23 protein-coding genes are annotated in these 18,548 nt (G+C 64.3%); 9 read left to right on the top strand and 14 right to left on the bottom strand.

The window, feature by feature from the left end:
* Nucleotides 1-27: 27 nt before the first annotated feature.
* The 3 genes from larC to HWN36_RS05445 all read right to left on the bottom strand — a co-directional run bounded on the left by larC (nt 28) and on the right by HWN36_RS05445 (nt 3,408).
* Nucleotides 28-1,248, bottom strand: coding sequence for a nickel pincer cofactor biosynthesis protein LarC (gene larC / locus HWN36_RS05455; RefSeq protein WP_176788437.1), 1,221 nt, complete (start codon nt 1,246-1,248; stop codon nt 28-30).
* A complete protein-coding gene (locus HWN36_RS05450) occupies nt 1,245-3,098 on the bottom strand; it encodes a hypothetical protein (protein ID WP_176788436.1) in 1,854 nt (617 codons plus the stop codon). Before HWN36_RS05450 ends, larC begins: the two co-directional genes overlap by 4 nt.
* Before the next feature lie 97 nt (nt 3,099-3,195).
* Nucleotides 3,196-3,408: a hypothetical protein gene (locus tag HWN36_RS05445; protein WP_176788435.1), complete on the bottom strand. Its 213-nt coding sequence runs from the start codon at nt 3,406-3,408 to the stop codon at nt 3,196-3,198.
* Nucleotides 3,409-3,501: 93 nt separating this feature from the next.
* Here HWN36_RS05445 and HWN36_RS05440 point away from each other — a divergent pair, with 93 nt between their 5' ends.
* The 3 genes from HWN36_RS05440 to HWN36_RS05430 all read left to right on the top strand — a co-directional run bounded on the left by HWN36_RS05440 (nt 3,502) and on the right by HWN36_RS05430 (nt 5,877).
* The gene (locus tag HWN36_RS05440) at nt 3,502-4,416 is read left to right on the top strand and encodes an ABC transporter ATP-binding protein (protein WP_176788434.1); all 915 of its coding nucleotides are present in this window, start codon (nt 3,502-3,504) and stop codon (nt 4,414-4,416) included.
* A complete protein-coding gene (locus tag HWN36_RS05435) occupies nt 4,413-5,186 on the top strand; it encodes an ABC transporter permease (RefSeq protein ID WP_176788433.1) in 774 nt (257 codons plus the stop codon). The genes HWN36_RS05440 and HWN36_RS05435 overlap by 4 nt, the downstream gene beginning before the upstream one ends.
* Before the next feature lie 64 nt (nt 5,187-5,250).
* Nucleotides 5,251-5,877: a TMEM175 family protein gene (locus HWN36_RS05430; protein WP_218133195.1), complete on the top strand. Its 627-nt coding sequence runs from the start codon at nt 5,251-5,253 to the stop codon at nt 5,875-5,877.
* A gap of 26 nt (nt 5,878-5,903) precedes the next feature.
* Here HWN36_RS05430 and HWN36_RS05425 read toward each other — a convergent pair whose 3' ends face one another.
* Both HWN36_RS05425 and HWN36_RS05420 read right to left on the bottom strand, forming a co-directional pair.
* On the bottom strand, nt 5,904-6,722 hold the full coding sequence (locus tag HWN36_RS05425) for a potassium channel family protein (RefSeq protein WP_176788431.1): 819 nt from the start codon (nt 6,720-6,722) through the stop codon (nt 5,904-5,906).
* A gap of 12 nt (nt 6,723-6,734) precedes the next feature.
* On the bottom strand, nt 6,735-7,133 hold the full coding sequence (locus HWN36_RS05420; protein ID WP_246269851.1) for a cupin domain-containing protein: 399 nt from the start codon (nt 7,131-7,133) through the stop codon (nt 6,735-6,737).
* Between the two features lie 168 nt (nt 7,134-7,301).
* Between HWN36_RS05420 and HWN36_RS05415 the strand changes: the two genes are divergently transcribed.
* Together HWN36_RS05415 and eif1A are read left to right on the top strand one after the other, a co-directional pair.
* Entirely contained in the window at nt 7,302-8,384 is a 1,083-nt protein-coding gene (locus HWN36_RS05415; protein WP_176788429.1) for a DMT family transporter, read from the top strand.
* A gap of 64 nt (nt 8,385-8,448) precedes the next feature.
* Complete coding sequence (gene eif1A / locus HWN36_RS05410; protein WP_343044930.1) at nt 8,449-8,832, top strand: translation initiation factor eIF-1A; 384 nt, start codon at nt 8,449-8,451, stop codon at nt 8,830-8,832.
* A gap of 20 nt (nt 8,833-8,852) precedes the next feature.
* Here eif1A and HWN36_RS05405 read toward each other — a convergent pair whose 3' ends face one another.
* The 6 genes from HWN36_RS05405 to HWN36_RS05380 are packed head-to-tail and all read right to left on the bottom strand — an operon-like array spanning nt 8,853 to nt 12,479.
* The gene (locus HWN36_RS05405; protein ID WP_176788428.1) at nt 8,853-9,602 is read right to left on the bottom strand and encodes a DUF7289 family protein; all 750 of its coding nucleotides are present in this window, start codon (nt 9,600-9,602) and stop codon (nt 8,853-8,855) included.
* A gap of 1 nt (nt 9,603) precedes the next feature.
* Nucleotides 9,604-10,044, bottom strand: coding sequence for a hypothetical protein (locus HWN36_RS05400; protein WP_176788427.1), 441 nt, complete (start codon nt 10,042-10,044; stop codon nt 9,604-9,606).
* On the bottom strand, nt 10,022-10,390 hold the full coding sequence (locus HWN36_RS05395; RefSeq protein WP_176788426.1) for a hypothetical protein: 369 nt from the start codon (nt 10,388-10,390) through the stop codon (nt 10,022-10,024). Before HWN36_RS05395 ends, HWN36_RS05400 begins: the two co-directional genes overlap by 23 nt.
* Nucleotides 10,378-10,893, bottom strand: coding sequence for a DUF7288 family protein (locus HWN36_RS05390; protein ID WP_176788425.1), 516 nt, complete (start codon nt 10,891-10,893; stop codon nt 10,378-10,380). The genes HWN36_RS05395 and HWN36_RS05390 overlap by 13 nt, the downstream gene beginning before the upstream one ends.
* Nucleotides 10,887-11,930: a hypothetical protein gene (locus HWN36_RS05385; RefSeq protein ID WP_176788424.1), complete on the bottom strand. Its 1,044-nt coding sequence runs from the start codon at nt 11,928-11,930 to the stop codon at nt 10,887-10,889. The genes HWN36_RS05390 and HWN36_RS05385 overlap by 7 nt, the downstream gene beginning before the upstream one ends.
* On the bottom strand, nt 11,931-12,479 hold the full coding sequence (locus HWN36_RS05380; protein ID WP_176788423.1) for a hypothetical protein: 549 nt from the start codon (nt 12,477-12,479) through the stop codon (nt 11,931-11,933).
* Nucleotides 12,480-12,692: 213 nt separating this feature from the next.
* Between HWN36_RS05380 and HWN36_RS05375 the strand changes: the two genes are divergently transcribed.
* The gene (locus tag HWN36_RS05375) at nt 12,693-13,301 is read left to right on the top strand and encodes an FmdE family protein (protein WP_176788422.1); all 609 of its coding nucleotides are present in this window, start codon (nt 12,693-12,695) and stop codon (nt 13,299-13,301) included.
* Between the two features lie 29 nt (nt 13,302-13,330).
* On the opposite strand, the gene HWN36_RS05370 is transcribed toward HWN36_RS05375, so the two are convergent.
* Nucleotides 13,331-14,602, bottom strand: a complete 1,272-nt coding sequence (locus HWN36_RS05370; protein ID WP_176788421.1) for a DUF1015 domain-containing protein — start codon at nt 14,600-14,602, stop codon at nt 13,331-13,333.
* 79 nt (nt 14,603-14,681) lie between these two features.
* Here HWN36_RS05370 and rimI point away from each other — a divergent pair, with 79 nt between their 5' ends.
* Complete coding sequence (gene rimI, locus HWN36_RS05365) at nt 14,682-15,146, top strand: ribosomal protein S18-alanine N-acetyltransferase (protein ID WP_176788420.1); 465 nt, start codon at nt 14,682-14,684, stop codon at nt 15,144-15,146.
* Here rimI and hmgA read toward each other — a convergent pair.
* Nucleotides 15,143-16,351, bottom strand: a complete 1,209-nt coding sequence (gene hmgA / locus HWN36_RS05360; protein ID WP_176788419.1) for a hydroxymethylglutaryl-CoA reductase (NADPH) — start codon at nt 16,349-16,351, stop codon at nt 15,143-15,145. The genes rimI and hmgA overlap by 4 nt on opposite strands.
* 30 nt (nt 16,352-16,381) lie before the next feature.
* Between hmgA and HWN36_RS05355 the strand changes: the two genes are divergently transcribed.
* Both HWN36_RS05355 and HWN36_RS05350 read left to right on the top strand, forming a co-directional pair.
* Nucleotides 16,382-17,305 (top strand): class I SAM-dependent methyltransferase, encoded by a 924-nt coding sequence (locus HWN36_RS05355; protein ID WP_176788418.1) that lies wholly within the window; start codon nt 16,382-16,384, stop codon nt 17,303-17,305.
* A gap of 9 nt (nt 17,306-17,314) precedes the next feature.
* Entirely contained in the window at nt 17,315-18,220 is a 906-nt protein-coding gene (locus HWN36_RS05350; RefSeq protein ID WP_176788417.1) for an alpha/beta fold hydrolase, read from the top strand.
* On the opposite strand, the gene HWN36_RS05345 is transcribed toward HWN36_RS05350, so the two are convergent.
* Nucleotides 18,196-18,528, bottom strand: coding sequence for a BMP family ABC transporter substrate-binding protein (locus tag HWN36_RS05345; RefSeq protein ID WP_343044988.1), 333 nt, complete (start codon nt 18,526-18,528; stop codon nt 18,196-18,198). The two genes, HWN36_RS05350 and HWN36_RS05345, sit on opposite strands and share 25 nt — an antisense overlap.
* Nucleotides 18,529-18,548: the final 20 nt, after the last annotated feature.

Here is an 18,548-nt window from a genome sequence, read left to right as displayed (position 1 = left end):
CAAATCTGCGGGGCCGGCCGGTGCGTTTTATTCCTGCTGGCCCCCTCTTCCCGGAGAGGGGAGGCCCCGCTCCACCTCCCGCGCAACCTCGCGGAGGGTGACCCCGAGTTCGCGGGCGATCTGCCGCATATCCTCGTACTCGGGCTTGACGGCGATCACCCGGCCGCAGGCCTCGGAAGTCTTCACCCGCACCGGAAAGGTGCGCCCGCCGACGGCGACCTCCACGGTCTCCCGCCGCCGGTCGGCGACCAGCCGGGGCTCCTCGCGCACCCGCACCCCGAGGGTTCCGGTCTCCTCCATCAGGACGGTCAGGAGGCGTGCATAGCGCTCCCGGTCGGTGATCACCGAGATCACCTGGACCGGGCGGTTTTTCTTCCCGATCGCGGGGGTGACGAAGACATCGATCGCCCCCTCCTCGAGGAGGCGGCCGAGGGCGTGGGCGACCACTTCGCCGCTGATGTCGTCGAGGTTCGTCTCCAGCAGGACGATCCGCTCCTCGACGAGCCCGCTCATCTCGCACTCCACGACCCTGAGGATGTTGGCGCCGGCGCCGTTCGGACGGGTCCCGGCCCCGTAGCCGGTGCGGATCGGTGTCATCGCCGGGAAACGGTCGGCCACGACGGCGAGGTTGGCGAGGAGGGCGGCGCCGGTCGGCGTGGTCAGCTCCATCGAGAGCGGGCTTTCCGCCACCGGGATCCGGTGCGCCGCACAGATCTCCAGGGCCGCAGGCGCCGGACCGCCGACCGTCCCGCCGCCGGTCCTGATCAGCCCGCCGCCAAGGGCCGGCGGGGTGGCATGGACCTGACACCCGGCAAGCCCGGCCTCCTCGATCAGGAGGAGAGGGGCGAGGATGTCGAAGATCGTGTCGGCCGAGGCGATGGCGTGCCGCGAAAAACCCGTGGGGTGGAAGCGCCGCTCGGCGGCGAGGAGGTCGCTGAGTATCCTCTCTGATCGCTCACGCCCCCATGCCGTAAGCCCGACCGAAGCGGCTACTTCAGCCAGGGCGGCGGCAAGGTCCCCGTCCGATCCCGCGGGCTTCTCGCGCACCTTAAAGGAGAGCCGCCTGGCCCTGACACCACCGTCGGCCTCCTCCAGCCTCACCGAGAACTCCACACACCCGGGAAGGGCGGCGATCGCTGCGCTCAGCCGTTCGAGGGGCGCAGCCGATCCCGTCAGGTCGGCCAGGGCGGCAGCGAGCATGTCGCCTGATATCCCGCCGGTGCGGGGATCGATGAGCAGCGCCCTCATGCTGCAGGCGGGAAGGGCTCGTTGATCTTCGCGTACACCCGTTGCGCCAGTTTCGCCACCTCAAAGGCCTTCTCGCCGGCGCCCGGGATGGCGCGGGTCAGGAAGGCGCCGTCCTCCGCACTGAATGCGGCGTCCTTTGCATCGTTCCCCACAAGGGCCGCCACCGCCGCCGGGACCGTGATGTTGATGATCGTGTGCCCGATGTACTGGAGCTCCTGCGTCAGCACCGCCCCGCAGAAGAGAGCCGTCGCCCAGTTCGGATCGTCCCGGTTCTTCCCCTCCAGGGCGAAGGCCGGCACCTCCTTCCCGCCCAGGTTCTCCACATGATAGGGCTTGCCGTCGATGGAGACGTCATAGGAGACGTTGGAGTCAAAGCCCCAGTAGCGTGCGGTGAACTTGTCGGTCCGGCGGCCGTGCGCCTTGATCGAGGTGTATTTGAAGGCGATCTGCTTTCCGGTGAAGCCCGAGAGGACCGCCGAGCCCCGGCGCTCCACATAAGCCTGCCGCTCGGCGTCAAGGGTCTGCGTCGCCTCGGCCACCGTCTTTCCGGCCTTCATCAGGTCGTAGGTGTGGGCGGCCCGCCGGTAGATCGCCCGGTCGCGCACCCCTTCGGAGGCGAGGATGCAGGCCTTCGTGATCTTGCCGCGGCTCACCTGCTCGGCCTTGCGGGCGATCGTGTTCAGGCCGCAGAGGGCCATCTCGGGGTCGATGAAGGCGTTCATCTTGTAGTCGCGGATCGCCTCGGCAACGGCGAAGACGTCACCGTTATGCTTCACGAGCAGCCGCATCGCCGGGACGCAGTCGCCCTCCAGGTGGCCGAGGGGCGGGTTCACCGGGCCGCCGGAGAACCCGGCCCCGATCATCGCCGCCTCCTCGAAGGCGGCGAAGATCTCGGAGAGGGCCATCGAGCCGATGACCGACGGGCCGCCGATGTCCTTGAGGATCAGCCCGAAGTCGCCGATCACCCTGGCGGTGTCGTACTCCTCGTGCGTGCCGCGGATATGGATCTTCTCCGGCAGGCCGGCGGCGTCGCGGGCGCCTTTCCCGGCGAGATAGGCCGAGTCCACCCGCCCGAACTTCCCGAACTCCTCGCCGAGGAGGGCGTCCGGGTGCACGAGTTCCATCGTCACCGCCGCACCGATCAGGGCCGGCCAGAGGGCGTACGGGGTGATCCCCGCACCCTCCATGCTCCGCATCATCGCCTCGGTCCCTACTTTCGCGGCGTTGTAGGCGAGCTCGGGGATGTTGTAGTCCTCGCCGAGTGCGGAATGGCCGTAGATCGCCCCGCCTGCGATGAAGGGCGGGAGGATGGCGCCGTCCACCTTTGTCAGCTTCTTCCCCATCAGCCCCTCGTAGATAGCGAGATAGGCCGGGAAGGCCTGGATGCGGTGGGTGAACTTCCCGGTGACCAGGGCGATGGCGCTCGTCCGGGCAGCGCCGGCGTGCATCCGGGCGATCGCCCCGAGCTTGCGGTTGCCGAGCGGCACGCCCGATCTGGCGCAGGAGCCTGAGAAGTAGGCGAGCGACGCTACGATCAGGGCGGCGTTTGCCGGTTCGGCCCCGGCGTTCATCGCCGCCCGTACGGCCTTCTCGATCACCATGTCGAGCGGGAGGTCCGGGGCGGCGGCGTCCACCACGGTCATCCGTCCCATGAGGCTCATCTCATCCCCCCCGATCGGGCAGAAGATGTCGCCGGCAAGGGAGTTTGCCGCCGCAAACACCGGGATCACCATGGAGCCGTGCCCTTTCGTCGCCGCCTCGAGTTTGTCGTTGGTCATCGAGTCCGGCTCAAAGGTCGCCGCCATCGTGGCGGCAAAGATGACTTTGTCCTTTTCGTGTGCATCAGCCATTTCTTATCCCTCCTTTTCCGATGATCCAGACTGAGGACTTTCCGGTAGATATAGGTTGGCGTCGGGAAACGGGAGCTTAAGAAAAGAGTTTCTGGGCCTATGCAGTCCCTTTTGCCGCGGTGTAGGCGTCGTACATCGAATAGAGCCACACCAGCAGGTAGAACGGGAGGCCTATCAGCTCCATAGAGAAGAAGCCGAATATGACCGCAAGCACGAAGAGCACGACGGCCTTGATCAGTTGCCCGGTGTAGAACTGGCCGAGGCCCGGGATGAAGAACGAGAGGACGACGGCGAGAAGTGGTGATGCCATGTCTGTCTCTCTGCTTCCGTCCGCAAAAAAGATTCCTCCGCCGCATGCTCCCGATCGGAACCCTGAATTACCCCGAGGGACGATCACTCCCCCATGGAGGAGCGCGCTGCCATCTCTGCACGGGGCCTGACCAAACGGTTCGGCGACGTCGAGGCGGTCGGGGGGATCGATTTTGCCGTCCTCGAAGGCGAGGCCTTTGGTTTTCTCGGCCCGAACGGTGCCGGAAAGACCACGACGATGCGGATGATCCAGTGCGCCTCGCCCAGGAGCGGCGGCGATCTCCGCGTCATGGGGATGGACCCGGATAGGAACCCGCGGGAGATCAAGGCCCTCCTCGGGATCGTGCCCCAGGAGAACAACCTTGACGCTGACCTCACCGGCCGCGAGAACCTCGTCTCCTATGCCCGCTACTTTGGCATCCCGAGGGCCAGAGCTGAGGAGCGGGTGGAAGACCTTCTCGGGTTCGTGCAGGTGCGGGAGAAGGCGGACGTCGTCATCGAGAGCCTCTCGGGCGGGATGCGGCGGCGTCTGATCCTCGCCCGCGCCCTGGTCAACGACCCTGCGATCCTGATCCTGGACGAACCCACCACCGGCCTCGACCCGCAGGCCCGGCACCAGATCTGGGAGAAATTACGGGCGCTCCAGCGCGAAGGGCGGACGATCGCCCTCACCAGCCATTATATGGAGGAGGCCGAACGCCTCTGTGACCGCCTGGTGATCCTGGACGGCGGCAGGATCCTGGCAGAAGGCGCCCCGGCCGACCTGATCAGATCGCGGATCGGGCGGCACGTGATCGAGGCCGAACCGACCGAAACCGTCCGCGCCTGCCTGGGGCGGCACGGGATCGGCTATGAGGAGGGGGGAGGGAGCCTCCAGGTCCCGGTCGAGGACCCGGCGGCGGTCTCAAAACTCCTCCTTGAGGAGTGCGGGGCGATCCGCCTCTCGACCCGGCCTGCAACCCTGGAAGACGTCTTTCTCACCCTCACGGGCAGGAGGCTGCGGGAATGATCAGGGAAAACCTGAGCCGCAGGGCCTGGACCGTCTGGCGCCGCAACCTCGACGTCTATCTCAAATCCTGGCGGGTGAACCTCCTCACCCCGGCGTTCGAGCCCGTCCTCTACCTCATCGCCCTCGGCTTCGGGGTCGGGTCGTACATCAGCGAGATCGACGGCGTCCCGTACGTCCGCTTCATCGCCCCGGCCCTCGTCGCCATCTCGGTGATGAACGCCTCCTTCTTCGAGTGCACCTACGGGAGTTACGTGCGGATGTACTACCAGAAGACCTTCGACGCCATCGTCGCCACTCCGGTCTCGATCGAGGAGGTGATCGCCGGCGAGATCCTCTGGGGGGCGACCCGGAGCCTCATCTCCGCCTCCCTGATGCTCCCGGTCCTGGTCGCTTTTGGCGTCGTCGCCCTCCCATCGTCCCTCCTCCTCATCCCCTTCGCCTTTGCGGCCGGCCTGCTCTTCGCCTCGATCGCGATGTGCTTCACCTCGATCATCCCGAATATCGAGTCGATCAACTACCCGGCCTTCCTCTTCATCACCCCGATGTTCCTCTTCTCCGGGACCTTCTTCCCGCTCGATCTCCTGCCCGCCCCGCTGCAAACCCTCGCCCTTGCGGTCCTGCCCCTGGCGCACGTCGTCAACGTCTGCCGGGCCCTCACCCTGATGGCGGGGTGGGAACTCCTTGTCCTCGGCCTCGCCTGGATCGCCGTCGTCACCCCGCCGGTCTTTCTCCTGGCCCTGCGGCTGATGCGCCGGCGGCTTGTCGTCTGAGGAGAGGGTGCCGGGAACACTTGAGAGCCGTTATCACCGCCCAGGTGCCAGATAGGATCGAGAAATGATGGAAGGAAACGATCACCCTGATAGCATCGGTTTCTCGAAGTCCAGGTTTGAGGCGCTGACCGACGGTATATTCGCGATCGCCATGACCCTTCTCGTCCTCGGGCTTGCGGTTCCGGCCGGGGGGACGATCAGGACGTCGACGGGCCTCATCGAGACCCTTATGGGGCTTTTCCCGGACTTTATTCACTATGTGATCGCCTTCTTCATCCTCCACGGCATGTGGGTCTCCCATCACGTCCTCTCCAGGCGGATGGCCTCCATCGACCGCCGGTTTCTGGAGATCAACCTCTGGCTGCTGATGGCCATCTGCCTCATTCCCTTCACCACCTCGTTTTCAGGGGATTTCGAGGATATTGCTCTCGCCGCCGTTGTCCTGGAGGCAAACCTCCTCGTCGTCGGCGGCATCCTCCTCCTCCAGTGGCGGTATGTCGCCCGCACCCCGCACCTCCTCTCACCTGAGTTCACGCCGGCCGGGCTCGGGGTCGGGATGCAAAAGACCGCCGTCACCCCGGCGGTCTCGGTCCTCGGCATCGCGCTCGCTCTCCTCGGAGTTACCTGGAGCACGGCGGTGTACCTCCTGATCCCGGTGATCTTCTGGGCGATGAGGGCCGTACGGCGGTGACAGGGGAGGCCTGAACCGGCCTCTCGTCACTCCACGATCGCCGACGCTCCGGGGTTGAACGGGTTCGTCCGCGCCGCAAGGGAGAAGAGGTACGGGTAGGTCGCCTGCAGGTGCTCCATATAGTCGAGCCACTGGTACATCGTTGCAAGGTATGCCCGCCTGAGATCTCCGGTGAGGTGATGGAGATCGCTTTCGGGGAGGGCGGTAAGGTCGTCGCGGTACGAGAGTTCGTCTGCAAGGTGGAAGGTGGCGTGGAGCACCTCGGTGAAGGCCTCGTCCTCCAGGAGGATCGGGTTCTCCATCAGCCTCAGAAGGAAATCGTTTTTTTCTGAAAGAAAGGCGAGGAGGTCTTCGAGGTCGATTCCCGAGAGTGCCGGGCCTGAGTCATGGGTGCGCACCACTTTTTTCATTCGTGCGAAGTCTTTTGCGCTCCAGTTCGCCGTCACCATCAGTTCCTCCCTGATCGTCCCGATCAGGGGGTCGGCCCGGGCGAACCCTCTCAACAGCGGCGTCCCGGTCGTGGTGAAGAAGGCGCCGATGAGCATGTACACCTTTTTGCGCCGGCCCAGCCGTTCCCTCCGCTCCATCCAGGTCTCGAAGAGGTTTGCGATCACCCCGACGAAGGTGCCGACCCCGGCGACGATCACCAGGATCGCAAGCACCTTTCCGGCCGCGGTCACCGGGTGGATCTCGCCGTAGCCGACGGTGGCGACGGTGACGATGCAGAAATACACGGCGTCGAGGGGGGAGAGCCCCTCGGTGACGACGAAACCGGCGGTGCCGATGACGACAACCGCAGCCAGGACGGCGAGGTTCACTCTCAGGCGGGTGGTGGTCGCGGCCATGGCACCCTCAGTTCAGAGGATCTCCTCGTCCTCTTCGCTCCACATCGGATCGACGATCGCAAGGATGACCAGGTCGCCCTCGCCGGTGTTTTCGATCCACTGGGTGGCGCCTGCCGGGATAGAGACGACCTGCCCCTCCCGCACCGGTGCGGACTCGTCGCCGATGTGCATCTGCCCCTCCCCCGCGAGGATATAATAGGTCTCAGAGGAGGTGTTCAGCCGGTGCGGCAGGGTCGCCTCCCCGGCCGGGACGACGGCGTGGGCGAGGCTGCAGCGGTTTGTGCACTCTGGCTCGTGTGCCGGGTGGAGGAGTTCGCAGAGGACCGAGCGGTCTTTTGCCCGGGCGTATGATCCGTTTCTGATGTCCCTGATCAGCATGCTCGATCCTATTCTCTGCCCTGACGGGTGCATATACCCACCGGCCCGAGAGCCCTCAATATCCCGGACGATCGCGATGGGCCTCTATAGTGATCTCCGGGAGTCATACATAACCACTTTGTTTCCCCTGGAGATCCGCCCGTCCCTCCCCTTCCCAACCTATATCTCTGCCGAAGGCCAACCTTTCTGGAATCCTGCCCCATGGCCGCCCGCACCTCTCTGCCCTATTTCTATGCCATCGCCGCCGCCGCTCTCTTCGGGAGCGGGGCTCCGTTTGCGAAGGTGCTCCTCGGGGGGATCGGCCCTGCCACCCTGGCCGGTCTGCTCTATATGGGCAGCGGTCTCGGGATGGCGGCCTATCTTGCGGTCGTGCGCCTCGGCGGAAACGACCGTGGCGCTGTCGAGGCCTCTCTCTGCCGCAGCGATCTCCCCTGGATTGCGGGAGTTGTGATCTTCGGGGGCTTTCTGGCCCCTCTCACCCTGATGCTCAGCCTGCAGGCGACCCCGGCGGCGACGGCCGCCCTCCTCCTGAACTTCGAGGCGGTGGCGACCGCCGGGATCGCCGCCCTCCTCTTTGCCGAGGCGGTCGGACGGCGCACCTGGGCGGCGCTCGGCCTCATCACGGCGTCGTGCCTGATCCTCTCCCTCGCCGAGGGAGGGCCCGGCGGTTTTTCGCTCGCCGCCCTCGGGATTCTTCTGGCCTGCACCTTCTGGGGGCTGGACAACAATTTCAGCAGGAACGTCTCGGCAAAGGACCCGCTGGCGACGGTGATGATCAAGGGGATCGGCGCCGGTATCCTCTCCCTTCTGCTCGCCCATCTCCTTGCCGAGCCTTTCCCGGCGCCGGGCCCGGCCCTGATCGCGATGGCCGTCGGCCTCCTGAGCTATGGCGGCCTGACCAGCGTCCTCTTCCTCCTCTCGCTCCGCAGGGTCGGGTCGGCGCGGACCGGGTCGCTCCTTGCGATCTCGCCGTTTTTCGGGATCGTCGTCTCGTTCGCCCTCTTCGCCGCCCCGCCAGACGGCCCCTTCTATCTCGCCCTCCCGGTGATGGCCGCGGGAGCGTGCCTCCTGGTCACCGAGCGCCACTCCCACCCCCACGAGCACCTCCCGACCGTCCACGAGCACCGCCACCGGCACGACGATCTCCACCACGACCATCCCCATCTGCCCGGTACGGTGCCGCCGGACCGGAACGGCGAGCACTCCCACCCGCATGTCCACGAGGGGACCAGGCACGAGCACCCGCATGTCCCTGACATCCACCACCGCCACCGGCATGACTGAGATAAAAGATGCCTTAAAAATTGAATAGTTCTATTCTGGGCGCATTTCTTCCTCTATGCGCGTGATGCATACCCTTATATGCTCTCAGCAGAAAAGGGTGCAGAAGAATGTACAATATAATGGAGTTGATTACCTGACAAGTTATGGGAAAAAAAACGATAAGGGGCCTGAAGAAGAGATTGTACGGGTGCGTCTGCCGAATAAGCGCAACAGAGAGATGTTTGCAAGTGCCGATCTGATGCTCGGTGCAAACCATATCAGGGTTCGCTGCTTTGACGGAGAGACCCGGGTCGGCAGGATCAAGGGGAAGATTAAAAAGAGAGTCTGGATCCGGGAGGGCGACGTCCTGATCGTGGTCCCATGGGACTTCCAGGCCGACAAGTGCGATATTATCTACCGTTATACCCGCCCGCAGGTGGACTGGCTCCGCGGCCACGGTTATCTCTAAAAAAATACTTTTTTCGGCGCTCAGACAGAGAGCACCAGGATATCGTATTTTTTGACGATCAGACGATCTGCACTGATCGTGTAGGTGTCAGGGGCCGTTTTGGACATCCCGAGGCTCCCGGTGAGGTAGTTCTCCCAGGCCTTTGAGAAGCTGCTGGCGGGATCCGGGGTGTAGACGACCTGCACGTTTAACGTCCCGCTTTTATCCATAAGGGTCTCCGTGCCGTTGAGTTTCAGCCTGACGCCGCCCATCCCGCTCCTGGCCATCGTGCCGGTGCTGTTCAGGGCGATGAGGTTGATCACCAGGGTATCGCTTGCGTCGTCGAAGTACCACCGCGGTTCGGCGAGCATCGACGATCCGCCGGCCTGCGCCCGGATCACCGCCCCGTTCTCCAGGGCAATGGTGGCGTCCTGGTTGTCCGAGTCATAGAGGAGCATGCCCGGAGGGAAGGTTTCCGTGTCGCCGCCTTCGGTGATCGTAAATCTCTGCGCCGTTCCGCTGGTGTTCACCACCGCCAGCGACCCCCCGCTCACCTGCATCGAGGTCTCCTTATAGGGGACGTTCTTGTAGCAGAGGCTCTTGATGTCGTTCTGGAGTACGACCATCGTCTGCTCCATGTTCCGCACGTCGGCGTTGCTCTGCTGCTGCATGAGCATCGGGTAGCCGTACAGGGTGATCAGGGCGATCCCGGTCAGCACCAGCCCGAAGATGATGATGAACCCGATCGCCTCGGAGACCGCTTCTTCGTTGTTTCCTGCTGAAATTTTCATCTTAAACCCCACTCGAGTTGTAGACGATCCGGTTGATCCCGCCGCCGGTCGTGCTGCCGGTCACGCCCATCGTCGCCCCGATCCCGGCGATGGCGATCCGGCTCCTGATATCGCCCCGGGAGATCATCACCACCTGGTCGCCCCCGCTCCCGTCCAGGTCGACGGCATAGTCCTGGCCGGCCACGTCGTCAGGGATATCGAACTCGGTCGCGATCGTCCCGTTGTCCGGGGCGATCACGTAGACGTCCACGACTCTGGTGGAAAGCCCGTTGCCGATGTCCACGAAGGAGTGGTAGGCGAGTTTGTTCGCCGGCCCCTCCATGAAGGCTGCGTTTGTGACGAAGATCGTGATCACCAGGAGCACCACCAGGATGCCGGTGATGGTGACGTATTCAATGAGGCCTGAGGCCCCTTCCTCATCAGAGATAAACCGTCTCGTCATAGGCTGTCACCCCGTTGTTGAAGTGGATGGTGGTTTTGTCGTACGGCGTTCCCGATTTTATTTCCTGGACAACTGAATAATTGACGAGGGCGTTGTTCCTGGCGAGTGCGAGCGCCCTGATGTCCTTCTTGAGGGTTGTGGAATTTCCGTCGCCGCTCAGTACGATGCCGTAGACCTCGCTCTGGAGGTCCCTGATCTCGCTCTTCGGGAACTCGAGCACGCCCTCGGCGGTCGTCTGCCCTACGAGGGTCGCCTGGTTGATGACCAGCGCCAGGAAAAAGATGGAGACCGCCACGATAAAGCCCATCATCACGATCCACTGCCCCTCGTCGTCTAATCTCTCCATATGAGCACCTCCAGCATCACGACCTGCTTCTCCGACCGCATCTCTCCAGGCGCACCCGCGGGTTTTCCTGAAGAGTAGTCGACCGATACGAGTCTCGTCACCCGAACCGCCTGTTCGTAGCCGGTGGGCCGCTCCGAAGAGACGAAATCCCCGTTCTTCACGGTGCCATCGGCTTTCCTGTACGAAACTGAGGCGGCGAACTGGAGGGTGTCGTCGGTCCCGGCGGTTCTGTTGTTCAACAGCGTTTTAAACTCGCTTTCAAAACCTGTGTCGTCCCAATTTTCGATATATGTGACGAGGTCACTCTTTGAAGACTCGTCAACCGGCGTGTCCATCACCAGGAGGACGTCGTTTCCCAGCACCTCCAGCTGCATGTCGGTGATGTGGGAGTCGCCGGGCGTGTAGATGCTCGTCGTGCCTGCCACGAGGTACACGGTGGCCAGGATCACGAAGGCGGCGGCGATCCCCTCCATCGTATAGAGCTGGGCCGCGTCGTCTACCATACCGCCACCTCCAGCACGGCGGGCTTCAGGAGCGGCATCGTGATGTTGTCGTCTGTTTTGGTGTAGTTGAATACGCCTCTAACCGTCGTGTTCGTCCCTGGTGTGTTGGCGAAGGTGAACTTCAGGTCCATGGTGCTCGTCTCGGAGGCCTTGCCGGTGAAGAAGCCCGGCTCCAGTACTACCTTCAGGTTATTTTCCACCTCGACAGGGGGGCTGGTAGTGTTTACCTGTGCCCCGTCGATGTACAGACGCGAGTTCGCATCAGGGAGGTTCGGCGGCACCCAGGTCGCCCCGCGGTAGAGTTTCACTGTCGTGAGGGTGGCATTTTGTGCCCCGTTGTAAAACGTTTTATTCAGGTTCTCGATTCTGATCGTGATCCGCTCGCCGAAGGGATCGATCCGGTATGCCGGCGACGGCGCCAGCAGGTCGGTGAAGTTCAGGCTGACGGTGAAGGTCGAGGTCGCCCCCGGCGCCGTCGCCGGGTCTGCATATGCGGTCAGCACTGCGGCATCGGAGAAGTTCAGCGTCGCCGAACTGGCGTTCTTCACCAGCACCGTCCTCCTGATAGAGCCGTACTCCCCGTCCGGGGTCCCGTCGCCGAGGCGATACGCAAAGTCATCAGCCTTCAGCGAGATGTTGAAGGAGTACGGGATCTCGGAGAAGAAGACCCGGTCCCGGTAATCGTCCGGGTAGGTGTAGTTCGTGGAGAAGAAAGACTCGATCTTCCCTGCCGAGAGGACGTTCGGCAGCCTTTTCGAGACTGCAAGCCCCATCCGCTCCACGCGGTCCATCGCCGTCCGCTCCCCCTCCCAGTGCGAACTCCCGCTCATCGTGACGTCGTCGAACCACCACCCCGGGTCCTCCGCGAGGATCACCGAGGTGCGGTAGGCGACGCCGTCGTAGTCGATCGTGGCGCTCTGGAGCCCTGCGAGCATCCCGGGCACCATCCCGGCCGCGACGATGAGGGAGAGGAGGAAGATCGTGAACCCCGCGAGGAAATCTATGGACATGAGGGCGTCGTCGTTTGTCCGGTCCATTCAGATCGCCTCGCCGGTTCGTGCATCGAAGGTGACGGCGTCAGGGCGGTCGCTGTGCGACCGTATGGTATATGTGCCGCCCTCGAGCAGCAGGTCGGTCCGCTCTCCGGGAATGCCGATCGTCGCCGCATGCAGGCGGTAGAGGTCGCCGGGCATCATGATCTCGTCGAGGATGAGGGGTTCGTCGGGCAGGGCCCCGTTCCATGCAAACCTCGACCAGGCGCCGCGAGAATAGACGAGGAGAGATGTGGCGTTCTCCTGGCGCACGCCGAGCACCCAGGTGCCCGCGCTCGCGGTTTCGGTGACGGCGGTGCCGCTCACCATGACGACTTCCATGCCGGTGACGTTCTCCAGCCCTTCCCCTGCGAGCATATCGAGTTCTTCGAGCGCCGTTTCGAGATCCGTCTTCGTCTCCAGGACCGGATGGGTGACGTCCTGGATCCCGGCACCGTCACCTGATGGCCGGGGGGGCGCCGAGGTGCACCCGCAGACGACGGAGAACGCGAGGATGCAGCAGATCGCCAGAATGAGCGGGGGGATAGGCTTCATATCTGTGATCCTCTTTAGGGGGATTACTATATATACCGATCGAATCTCTATTATCGGTTTCAGATAGTTAGAATTCTGTTTTACGTCATTATATCTCTCTTTGTCCGGCTGCACTCCTTCCTGGTCCACGGATCGATCTGCGGCGGTGTGCCGGGCGCAGGCGCCGGAGATCGTATGGTAATACTTTTTTCATATCAGGTATTACCCTATCGTATGCAACACCCAACCTACGAGGACGTGATCCGCTTCCACGGCCATACCTGCCCTGGCGTCACCTTCGGCTACCGTGCTGCCGGGATCGCCATGGAGCGGACCGGTTCGGTGCGGGCGCCCGACGAAGAACTTGTCGTCATCGTCGAGAACGACGCCTGCGGCGTGGACGCCTTCCAGGTCATCACCGGCTGCACCGTCGGGAAGGGAAACCTCCTCCTCCGCGACCTCGGCAAGAACGCCTGGACCCTCATCAACCGCACCACCGGCAAAGCCGTGCGGATCGCGACCCGCCCTTCCTTCTCGATCGAGGCGATCGATCCCGAATTCCTCCCCCTGCGGGCGCGGGCATGGGGCGCTGGTGCGACCCCCGAAGACAAGCAGGCCTATGAAGAGCACTTAAAGGCGATCTGCAATGCGATCCTGACGCGGCCGGCCGAGGAGATCTTCACGATCCAGGAGATCGAGCCCGAGGTTCCGGAGCGGGCGCGGATTTTCAGGTCGTACATCTGCGCCGTCTGCGGCGAGTCGGTCGCCGAGTCCAGGGTGCGCATGAAGGACGGCAAGACGGTCTGCATACCCTGCGCCGGCGACTATACGCGGGGCTGGTGACCAGGCTGCCCCCCTTTTTCTAAAAAAAGTTATTCTTTCTTCCCCTCGCCCAGGGTGTGGATCACAAGCCCGGAGAGGAGTTTTGGCTCGAACCAGGTCGACTTCGGGGGCATGACATTTCCGTCGTCGGCGATCGACATCACCGTCTCCACGTCGACGGGCTGCATCGAGAAGGCGACGGCAAACTCCCCTGAGTCCACCCGCTCCTCGAGATCGGCAAGGGGCCGCGCCCCGCCGAGGTACTGGAGGCGGGCGTCGCCGCGGGGGTCGGTGATCCCGAGCATCCCTTCGAGCACCGTCTTCTGGAGATACGAGACGTCGAGAGAGCCGATGACGTCCTCCGGGTTCTTCACCGGCGTGGAGAGTTCGTACCATATCCCGCCGAGGTACATGTGGACGACGTGGAGGTTCGCCGCCTCTTTCAGGGGGGGCACGCGGAAGACCGTGTCGTCGATCTCGCCGTAGGGCCTGACGTCGAAGCGCTCCTTCAGCGCCGCGAGGAACGATTCTGGAGTATATTTGCCGAGATCGGTGACCAGGCGGGAATACCCGTGGATCTTCACCCGCTTGTGGGCGAAGAGGATCGCCATGAACCGCCCGTCGTCGGGCTCGTAGGTCCCGGCCTTCCGGCGCTCCTGTGCGATCGTGACCGCCGACTTCGCACGGTGGTGGCCGTCGGCGATATATGCCGCCGGCACTCTGGTAAAGAGGTCCTCGATATGCGCGAGGCGGACGCGGTCGGTGATCCTGAAGAGCTCGTGGACATTGCCCTGCTCGGTCTTGACCACGGCGTCGGGCTCGCCATCAGGGAGGACCGACTCCATGTAGCCGAAGATCTCGCCCTCGTCCGGGTACAGGACGACCACCAGCCCGGTGTTGGCGTTCGTGGCGGCGATGTGCCTGGTCCGGTCCCGCTCCTTGTCGTAGCGGGTGTGCTCGTGCTTCTTGATCACGTCGTCGATGTAGTCGTCCACATCCAGGCAGGCGACCAGGCCGAGATAGAGGCTGCCGCCCTGTTTCACCCGGTAGAGGTAGACCGAGGGTGCGTCGTCGCGCTGCATGAGCCCCTGGTCCTGCATCTCCTGGAAGTTCTCCCTGGCCTGCACGTAGATCTGCTCGTCGTCCGCCGGGATATCAGGCAGAAGGGCGTCGGTACGGCTCACCCTGAGAAAAGAGAGAGGGTTTTTCCTGATGATCTCTGCCGCCTCGTCGGCCGTCACGACGTCGTACGGCACCGAGGCGATCTGCGCGGCATATGCGCGTTGTGGCCTGAGCCCTGTAAACCGGTATACCTTCACCATGAGGATCACGCACCTGATAAGCTGGTAGTAGTTTTGTCGGCGTCAATATATTATCTCCCGCGGGAATAGATGAGAAGAGATGGAAGGGCCAGGATTTTTTCTTCGAAGGGCGAAAGCAGAGGACATCCCGGCGATTGTCGCCATCGAGAAGGATTCCTTCGTCGACCCCTGGAACGAGGAGACGTTCCAGCAGTCACTGGAGTACTGGGCCGACTCGTTCTTTGTTGCGATTGTCGGCGGTCACGTCGCCGGTTTCATCGTCGGCGGGCTTGAAGATACGGGCGAGGCGATCTACGGGCATATCTGCAACTTCGCGGTCGCCGAACGGTTTCGTGGGTGCGGCATCGGGCGGATGCTCGTCCGCCGGGCCGAGCAGCAGTTCGCCCTCCGCCTCGCCGAAGGGGTGCAGCTGGAGGTGCGGGTCTCCAACACCCCCGCGCAGGCGTTCTACCAGAAACTGGGGTATGAACCGGTCTTCACCGTCGGGGGCTACTACTCGAATGGCGAGGACGCCCTGGTGATGATGAAGTGGTTCAGGTTTTAGCCCCGGCCGAGTTCCTTGTGGGCCCGGGCGAGGTGGTTTGCGGCGAGGGCGCCCAGGAGGGAGAGTTCGCCGGCGAGCACCCCTGCCGCCACGATCTCGGCGAAGGCCTTTGCGTTCGCTCCTTCGGGCTCGCCGCCGCCGGCGACCCCGAGGAGGGAGAGACAGGCCGCCTGGGTGTCGATCCCGGTCCCGCCGCCGACGGTGCCGACCTGTACGGCCGGGAGGGTGACGGCGACATATGCGCCGTCGTCGGTCGCCTCGATGGTGGTGATGCAGCTGCTCCCCTCGACGACGTGGGCGGCGTCCTGGCCGCAGGCGAGGTAGAGGGCGGCAATGATGTTTGCGGCGTGGGCATTGAAGCCGAGGGCGCCGGCCCGCACCGATCCGATCAGGTTTTTGCGGTAGTTGACCTCGGCGAGGGTCTTTGCGTCGGTCTTTAAGACCGTCTCGATCAGGTCGTTGCTCAGGTGCACGCCGGCGACGACGCTTTTGCCCCGCCCCTCGATCATGTTGATGGCAGAGGGTTTTTTGTCGGTGCACATGTTGCCGGAGAGGGCGATGAGCCGCGCTCCCGTGGCCGCCTCCACACGGTCGGCGATCTCGGCGGTGGCGATCGTCACCATGTTCATGCCCATGGCGTCCTTGGTGTCATAGGCGCAGCGGAGGAAGACGTTGGTCCCGACGATATAGGGGGTGATGGAGAGGAGCTTTCCGCGGGCCGTGGTCTTCTCGGCCGCCGCGGCGAGGTCGGCGGTGTGGGCGGCGGCCCAGTCGGCGATCTCCCTGGCGTGGACGATGTCCCGTGCGGCAAAGACCGGGGCGCGGGTCATGCCGTCCTTGATGATCCTGACGTCGGCCCCGCCGGCCTTCGTGATCGCCGAGCAGCCGCGGTTCGCCGAGGCGACGAGCGCCCCTTCGGTGGTGGCGAGCGGTATCCAGTAGGTTCCGTTCGCGTACTCGCCCTTCACCTTCAATGGACCGGCGACGCCGACCGGCACCTGGACGGCGCCGATCATGTTCTCGATGTTGCGCTTCACCACGCGGTCGATCCCGATGGAGAAGGTGCCGAGGGCCGCGAGGTCGGCGCCGGTCTCCTCTTCGATATAGGCACGCCTGACCCTGACCGCCTCCTCTGGGGGCAGTTCCTTCTCCAGGGCGTAGAGTTTGAGGGTTCCATTTTTTAGTTTTGCGAGAGGATCATCCATGAGAATAGTGTTGGGAGATCCGGGATAAAGATGCATGCCGAAGGCGACGAACTCTGGGGCCTCAGGGTGGATAAGAGGCGGGCCGAGGAGATGCGGCAGGACCTGATCGGCCGCGGCCTGCTGGAGCGGGGCTATCGGCCGAGATCCGAGGGGGAGAGTCTGCTCCTGCCGCTGACCGGGGAAGTGCCGGGCGCCGAGCGGGCGGTATTCGTCCCGTTCCCGCCCAGGGAGGACCTGGCGCGCCACGAGCTCGTGGGCGGGATCGCGATCCTGCAGGAGGAGGACCGTGCCGCCGCCGAGAAGATCCTCTCATCTCGCCCGTCCCTGCATACGGTCGTCGTCCCGACCGGCCCGGTCACGGGTGAGTTCCGGACGCGTGCGCTCAAGGTCCTGGCCGGGGAGCCGACCACCCGGACGGTCGTCACCGAGCACGGCCGCCGCTTCGCCGTCGACCTCGCCCACGCCTATTTCTCGGCCCGCCTCTCCACCGAGCGGCAGCGGGTGCACGGCCTGATGGCGGAGGGCGAGGAGGTCTGCGATATGTTCGCCGGGGTCGGGCCGTTTGCGATCGCCCTCTCTGACCGGGCCTCCTTCGTCGTCGCCGCCGACTTAAACCCGGCGGCGGTCTCCCTGCTCTGCGAGAACGTCAGGATGAACCGGTGCAGGAACGTTCTGCCGGTCCTCGCCGACGCCGCCCACCTGCCCGGGATCTTCCCCCGCACCTTCGACCGGGTGATCATGAACCTCCCGATGGAGTCGGCGCAGTTCCTCCCGGCGGCCTTCGCACTCTGCCGCCCGGGCGGGACGATCCATTATTATGCCCTGCAGGAGGAGGAGGGGGCGTACCTCGACCGCATCCGTGCCTTTCCGGTTGCGTCGGTCGCCGAGCGGCGGGTGCGGAGCTATTCGCCGGGCGAGTGGCACGCGGTGTACGATATCGTGGTCGGGGAGTGAGGTGCTCCCGTGCGCCTCTCCCGCTCCTTCACGCGGCGCATCCTGATCGCACTGGCGGCTCTCCTTCTGCTGGTCTATATCGCGCTCCCGGTGTTGTTCGGCGTCTTTGTCGTCATCCCGGCCGGCGCTGAGGTCGGCGCCCCGCCTTCCGGGTTTGAGGAGGTGGCGCTCGTGGCCGAGGACGGCGTGCCGCTTGCCGCCTGGTACGCCCCGCCGTCAGGCACTGCAGCGATCATCCTGATCCACGGGGCCGGGGGTTCGCGTGAAGATCTGCGCCCCTATGCCGCCATGCTCAAAAAGCACGGTTACGGTGTCCTCGCCATCGACATGCGGGGGCACGGGATGAGCGGGGGCGCCACCAACCAGTTTGGCTGGGAGAGCGGCCGCGACGTGGGCGCCGCCGTCGCCTTTCTGGAGGGGCTGGAGGAGGTCGCCGCCATCGGCGGTATGGGTCTCTCCCTCGGCGGCGAGGTGCTCATGGGTGCGGCGTCTGAATATCCGGAAATCCGGGCGATCGTCGCCGACGGCGCCACGCACCGCTCCCCTGACGATCTTGTGGCGCTGGAGTCCGAGCGGCCCCTCTACCGGAGTTTCACGGCGCTGGTGATGTACGCCGCCGTGGGGGTGCTGAGCGGCGATCACACGCCCGAACCGATACGGGACTCGATCGTTGATGCGGAGTCCACCGAATTTTTGCTGATCGCGGGGGGCGAAAAAGCGATGGAAGAAGCATTCGGCCGCATGTACGTCCTGAGTGCGGACGGGCGGGCTTCTCTCTGGATCGCCCCCGGTGCCGGTCATACCGAAGCGTTCGCTCTTCTGCCTGACGAGTACGAGGGACGGGTCGTCGCCTTTTTCGATGAAGCTCTGCCGGACGGCACCACGCTCCTCTACAGCGCCGCCGTCTTCAGGTAGTCGTTCTCGGCGGCGATCGCCCGCTCCTGCCACCCGGCGGCAAGCCCTGCATACTCCTCGAAGCGCGGGGAGACAAAAAGCCCGGTGCCGCCGTTCTGGAGCGTCCAGACCTCCCTTCCCGGCGTGAACCGCCCGTCCATCTCGTTCTCCACGGCATGATAGACGATGGCGTCGATCTGCTTCACCACCGATGCGGCGACGAGGGCGGGGGCGAGGTACGACTGGTCGGTGTCCTCGCCGATCAGGGAGACGCCCCCGCTCTCCCGGGCGGCGTCCACGATCCCGGTGATGGTGGGGCCTCCAGTTATCCAGATGATGGTGGGGCGCT

The sequence above is a fragment of the Methanofollis tationis genome (assembly GCF_013377755.1).
GTDB classification, from domain to species: Archaea; Halobacteriota; Methanomicrobia; order Methanomicrobiales; family Methanofollaceae; genus Methanofollis; species Methanofollis tationis.
The sequence above is the reverse complement of the archived record's forward strand: the minus strand, read 5'-3'. Positions and strand labels throughout refer to the sequence as shown.

Excerpts from the sequence above, each read along its gene's own strand:
- HWN36_RS05430 (WP_218133195.1), top strand. The coding sequence starts at position 5,251 with ATGATGGAAGGAAACGATCACCCTGATAGCATCGGTTTCTCGAAGTCC.
- HWN36_RS05385 (WP_176788424.1), bottom strand. The coding sequence starts at position 11,930 with ATGGACCGGACAAACGACGACGCCCTCATGTCCATAGATTTCCTCGCG.
- larC (WP_176788437.1), bottom strand. The coding sequence starts at position 1,248 with ATGAGGGCGCTGCTCATCGATCCCCGCACCGGCGGGATATCAGGCGAC.
- HWN36_RS05435 (WP_176788433.1), top strand. The coding sequence starts at position 4,413 with ATGATCAGGGAAAACCTGAGCCGCAGGGCCTGGACCGTCTGGCGCCGC.
- HWN36_RS05395 (WP_176788426.1), bottom strand. The coding sequence starts at position 10,390 with ATGGAGAGATTAGACGACGAGGGGCAGTGGATCGTGATGATGGGCTTT.
- HWN36_RS05370 (WP_176788421.1), bottom strand. The coding sequence starts at position 14,602 with ATGGTGAAGGTATACCGGTTTACAGGGCTCAGGCCACAACGCGCATAT.
- HWN36_RS05380 (WP_176788423.1), bottom strand. The coding sequence starts at position 12,479 with ATGAAGCCTATCCCCCCGCTCATTCTGGCGATCTGCTGCATCCTCGCG.
- HWN36_RS05415 (WP_176788429.1), top strand. The coding sequence starts at position 7,302 with ATGGCCGCCCGCACCTCTCTGCCCTATTTCTATGCCATCGCCGCCGCC.
- HWN36_RS05375 (WP_176788422.1), top strand. The coding sequence starts at position 12,693 with ATGCAACACCCAACCTACGAGGACGTGATCCGCTTCCACGGCCATACC.
- HWN36_RS05450 (WP_176788436.1), bottom strand. The coding sequence starts at position 3,098 with ATGGCTGATGCACACGAAAAGGACAAAGTCATCTTTGCCGCCACGATG.
- eif1A (WP_343044930.1), top strand. The coding sequence starts at position 8,449 with ATGCATACCCTTATATGCTCTCAGCAGAAAAGGGTGCAGAAGAATGTA.
- HWN36_RS05390 (WP_176788425.1), bottom strand. The coding sequence starts at position 10,893 with ATGGTAGACGACGCGGCCCAGCTCTATACGATGGAGGGGATCGCCGCC.
- HWN36_RS05405 (WP_176788428.1), bottom strand. The coding sequence starts at position 9,602 with ATGAAAATTTCAGCAGGAAACAACGAAGAAGCGGTCTCCGAGGCGATC.
- HWN36_RS05445 (WP_176788435.1), bottom strand. The coding sequence starts at position 3,408 with ATGGCATCACCACTTCTCGCCGTCGTCCTCTCGTTCTTCATCCCGGGC.
- HWN36_RS05425 (WP_176788431.1), bottom strand. The coding sequence starts at position 6,722 with ATGGCCGCGACCACCACCCGCCTGAGAGTGAACCTCGCCGTCCTGGCT.
- HWN36_RS05400 (WP_176788427.1), bottom strand. The coding sequence starts at position 10,044 with ATGACGAGACGGTTTATCTCTGATGAGGAAGGGGCCTCAGGCCTCATT.
- HWN36_RS05420 (WP_246269851.1), bottom strand. The coding sequence starts at position 7,133 with ATGCACCCGTCAGGGCAGAGAATAGGATCGAGCATGCTGATCAGGGAC.
- HWN36_RS05355 (WP_176788418.1), top strand. The coding sequence starts at position 16,382 with ATGCATGCCGAAGGCGACGAACTCTGGGGCCTCAGGGTGGATAAGAGG.
- hmgA (WP_176788419.1), bottom strand. The coding sequence starts at position 16,351 with ATGGATGATCCTCTCGCAAAACTAAAAAATGGAACCCTCAAACTCTAC.
- HWN36_RS05440 (WP_176788434.1), top strand. The coding sequence starts at position 3,502 with ATGGAGGAGCGCGCTGCCATCTCTGCACGGGGCCTGACCAAACGGTTC.
- rimI (WP_176788420.1), top strand. The coding sequence starts at position 14,682 with ATGGAAGGGCCAGGATTTTTTCTTCGAAGGGCGAAAGCAGAGGACATC.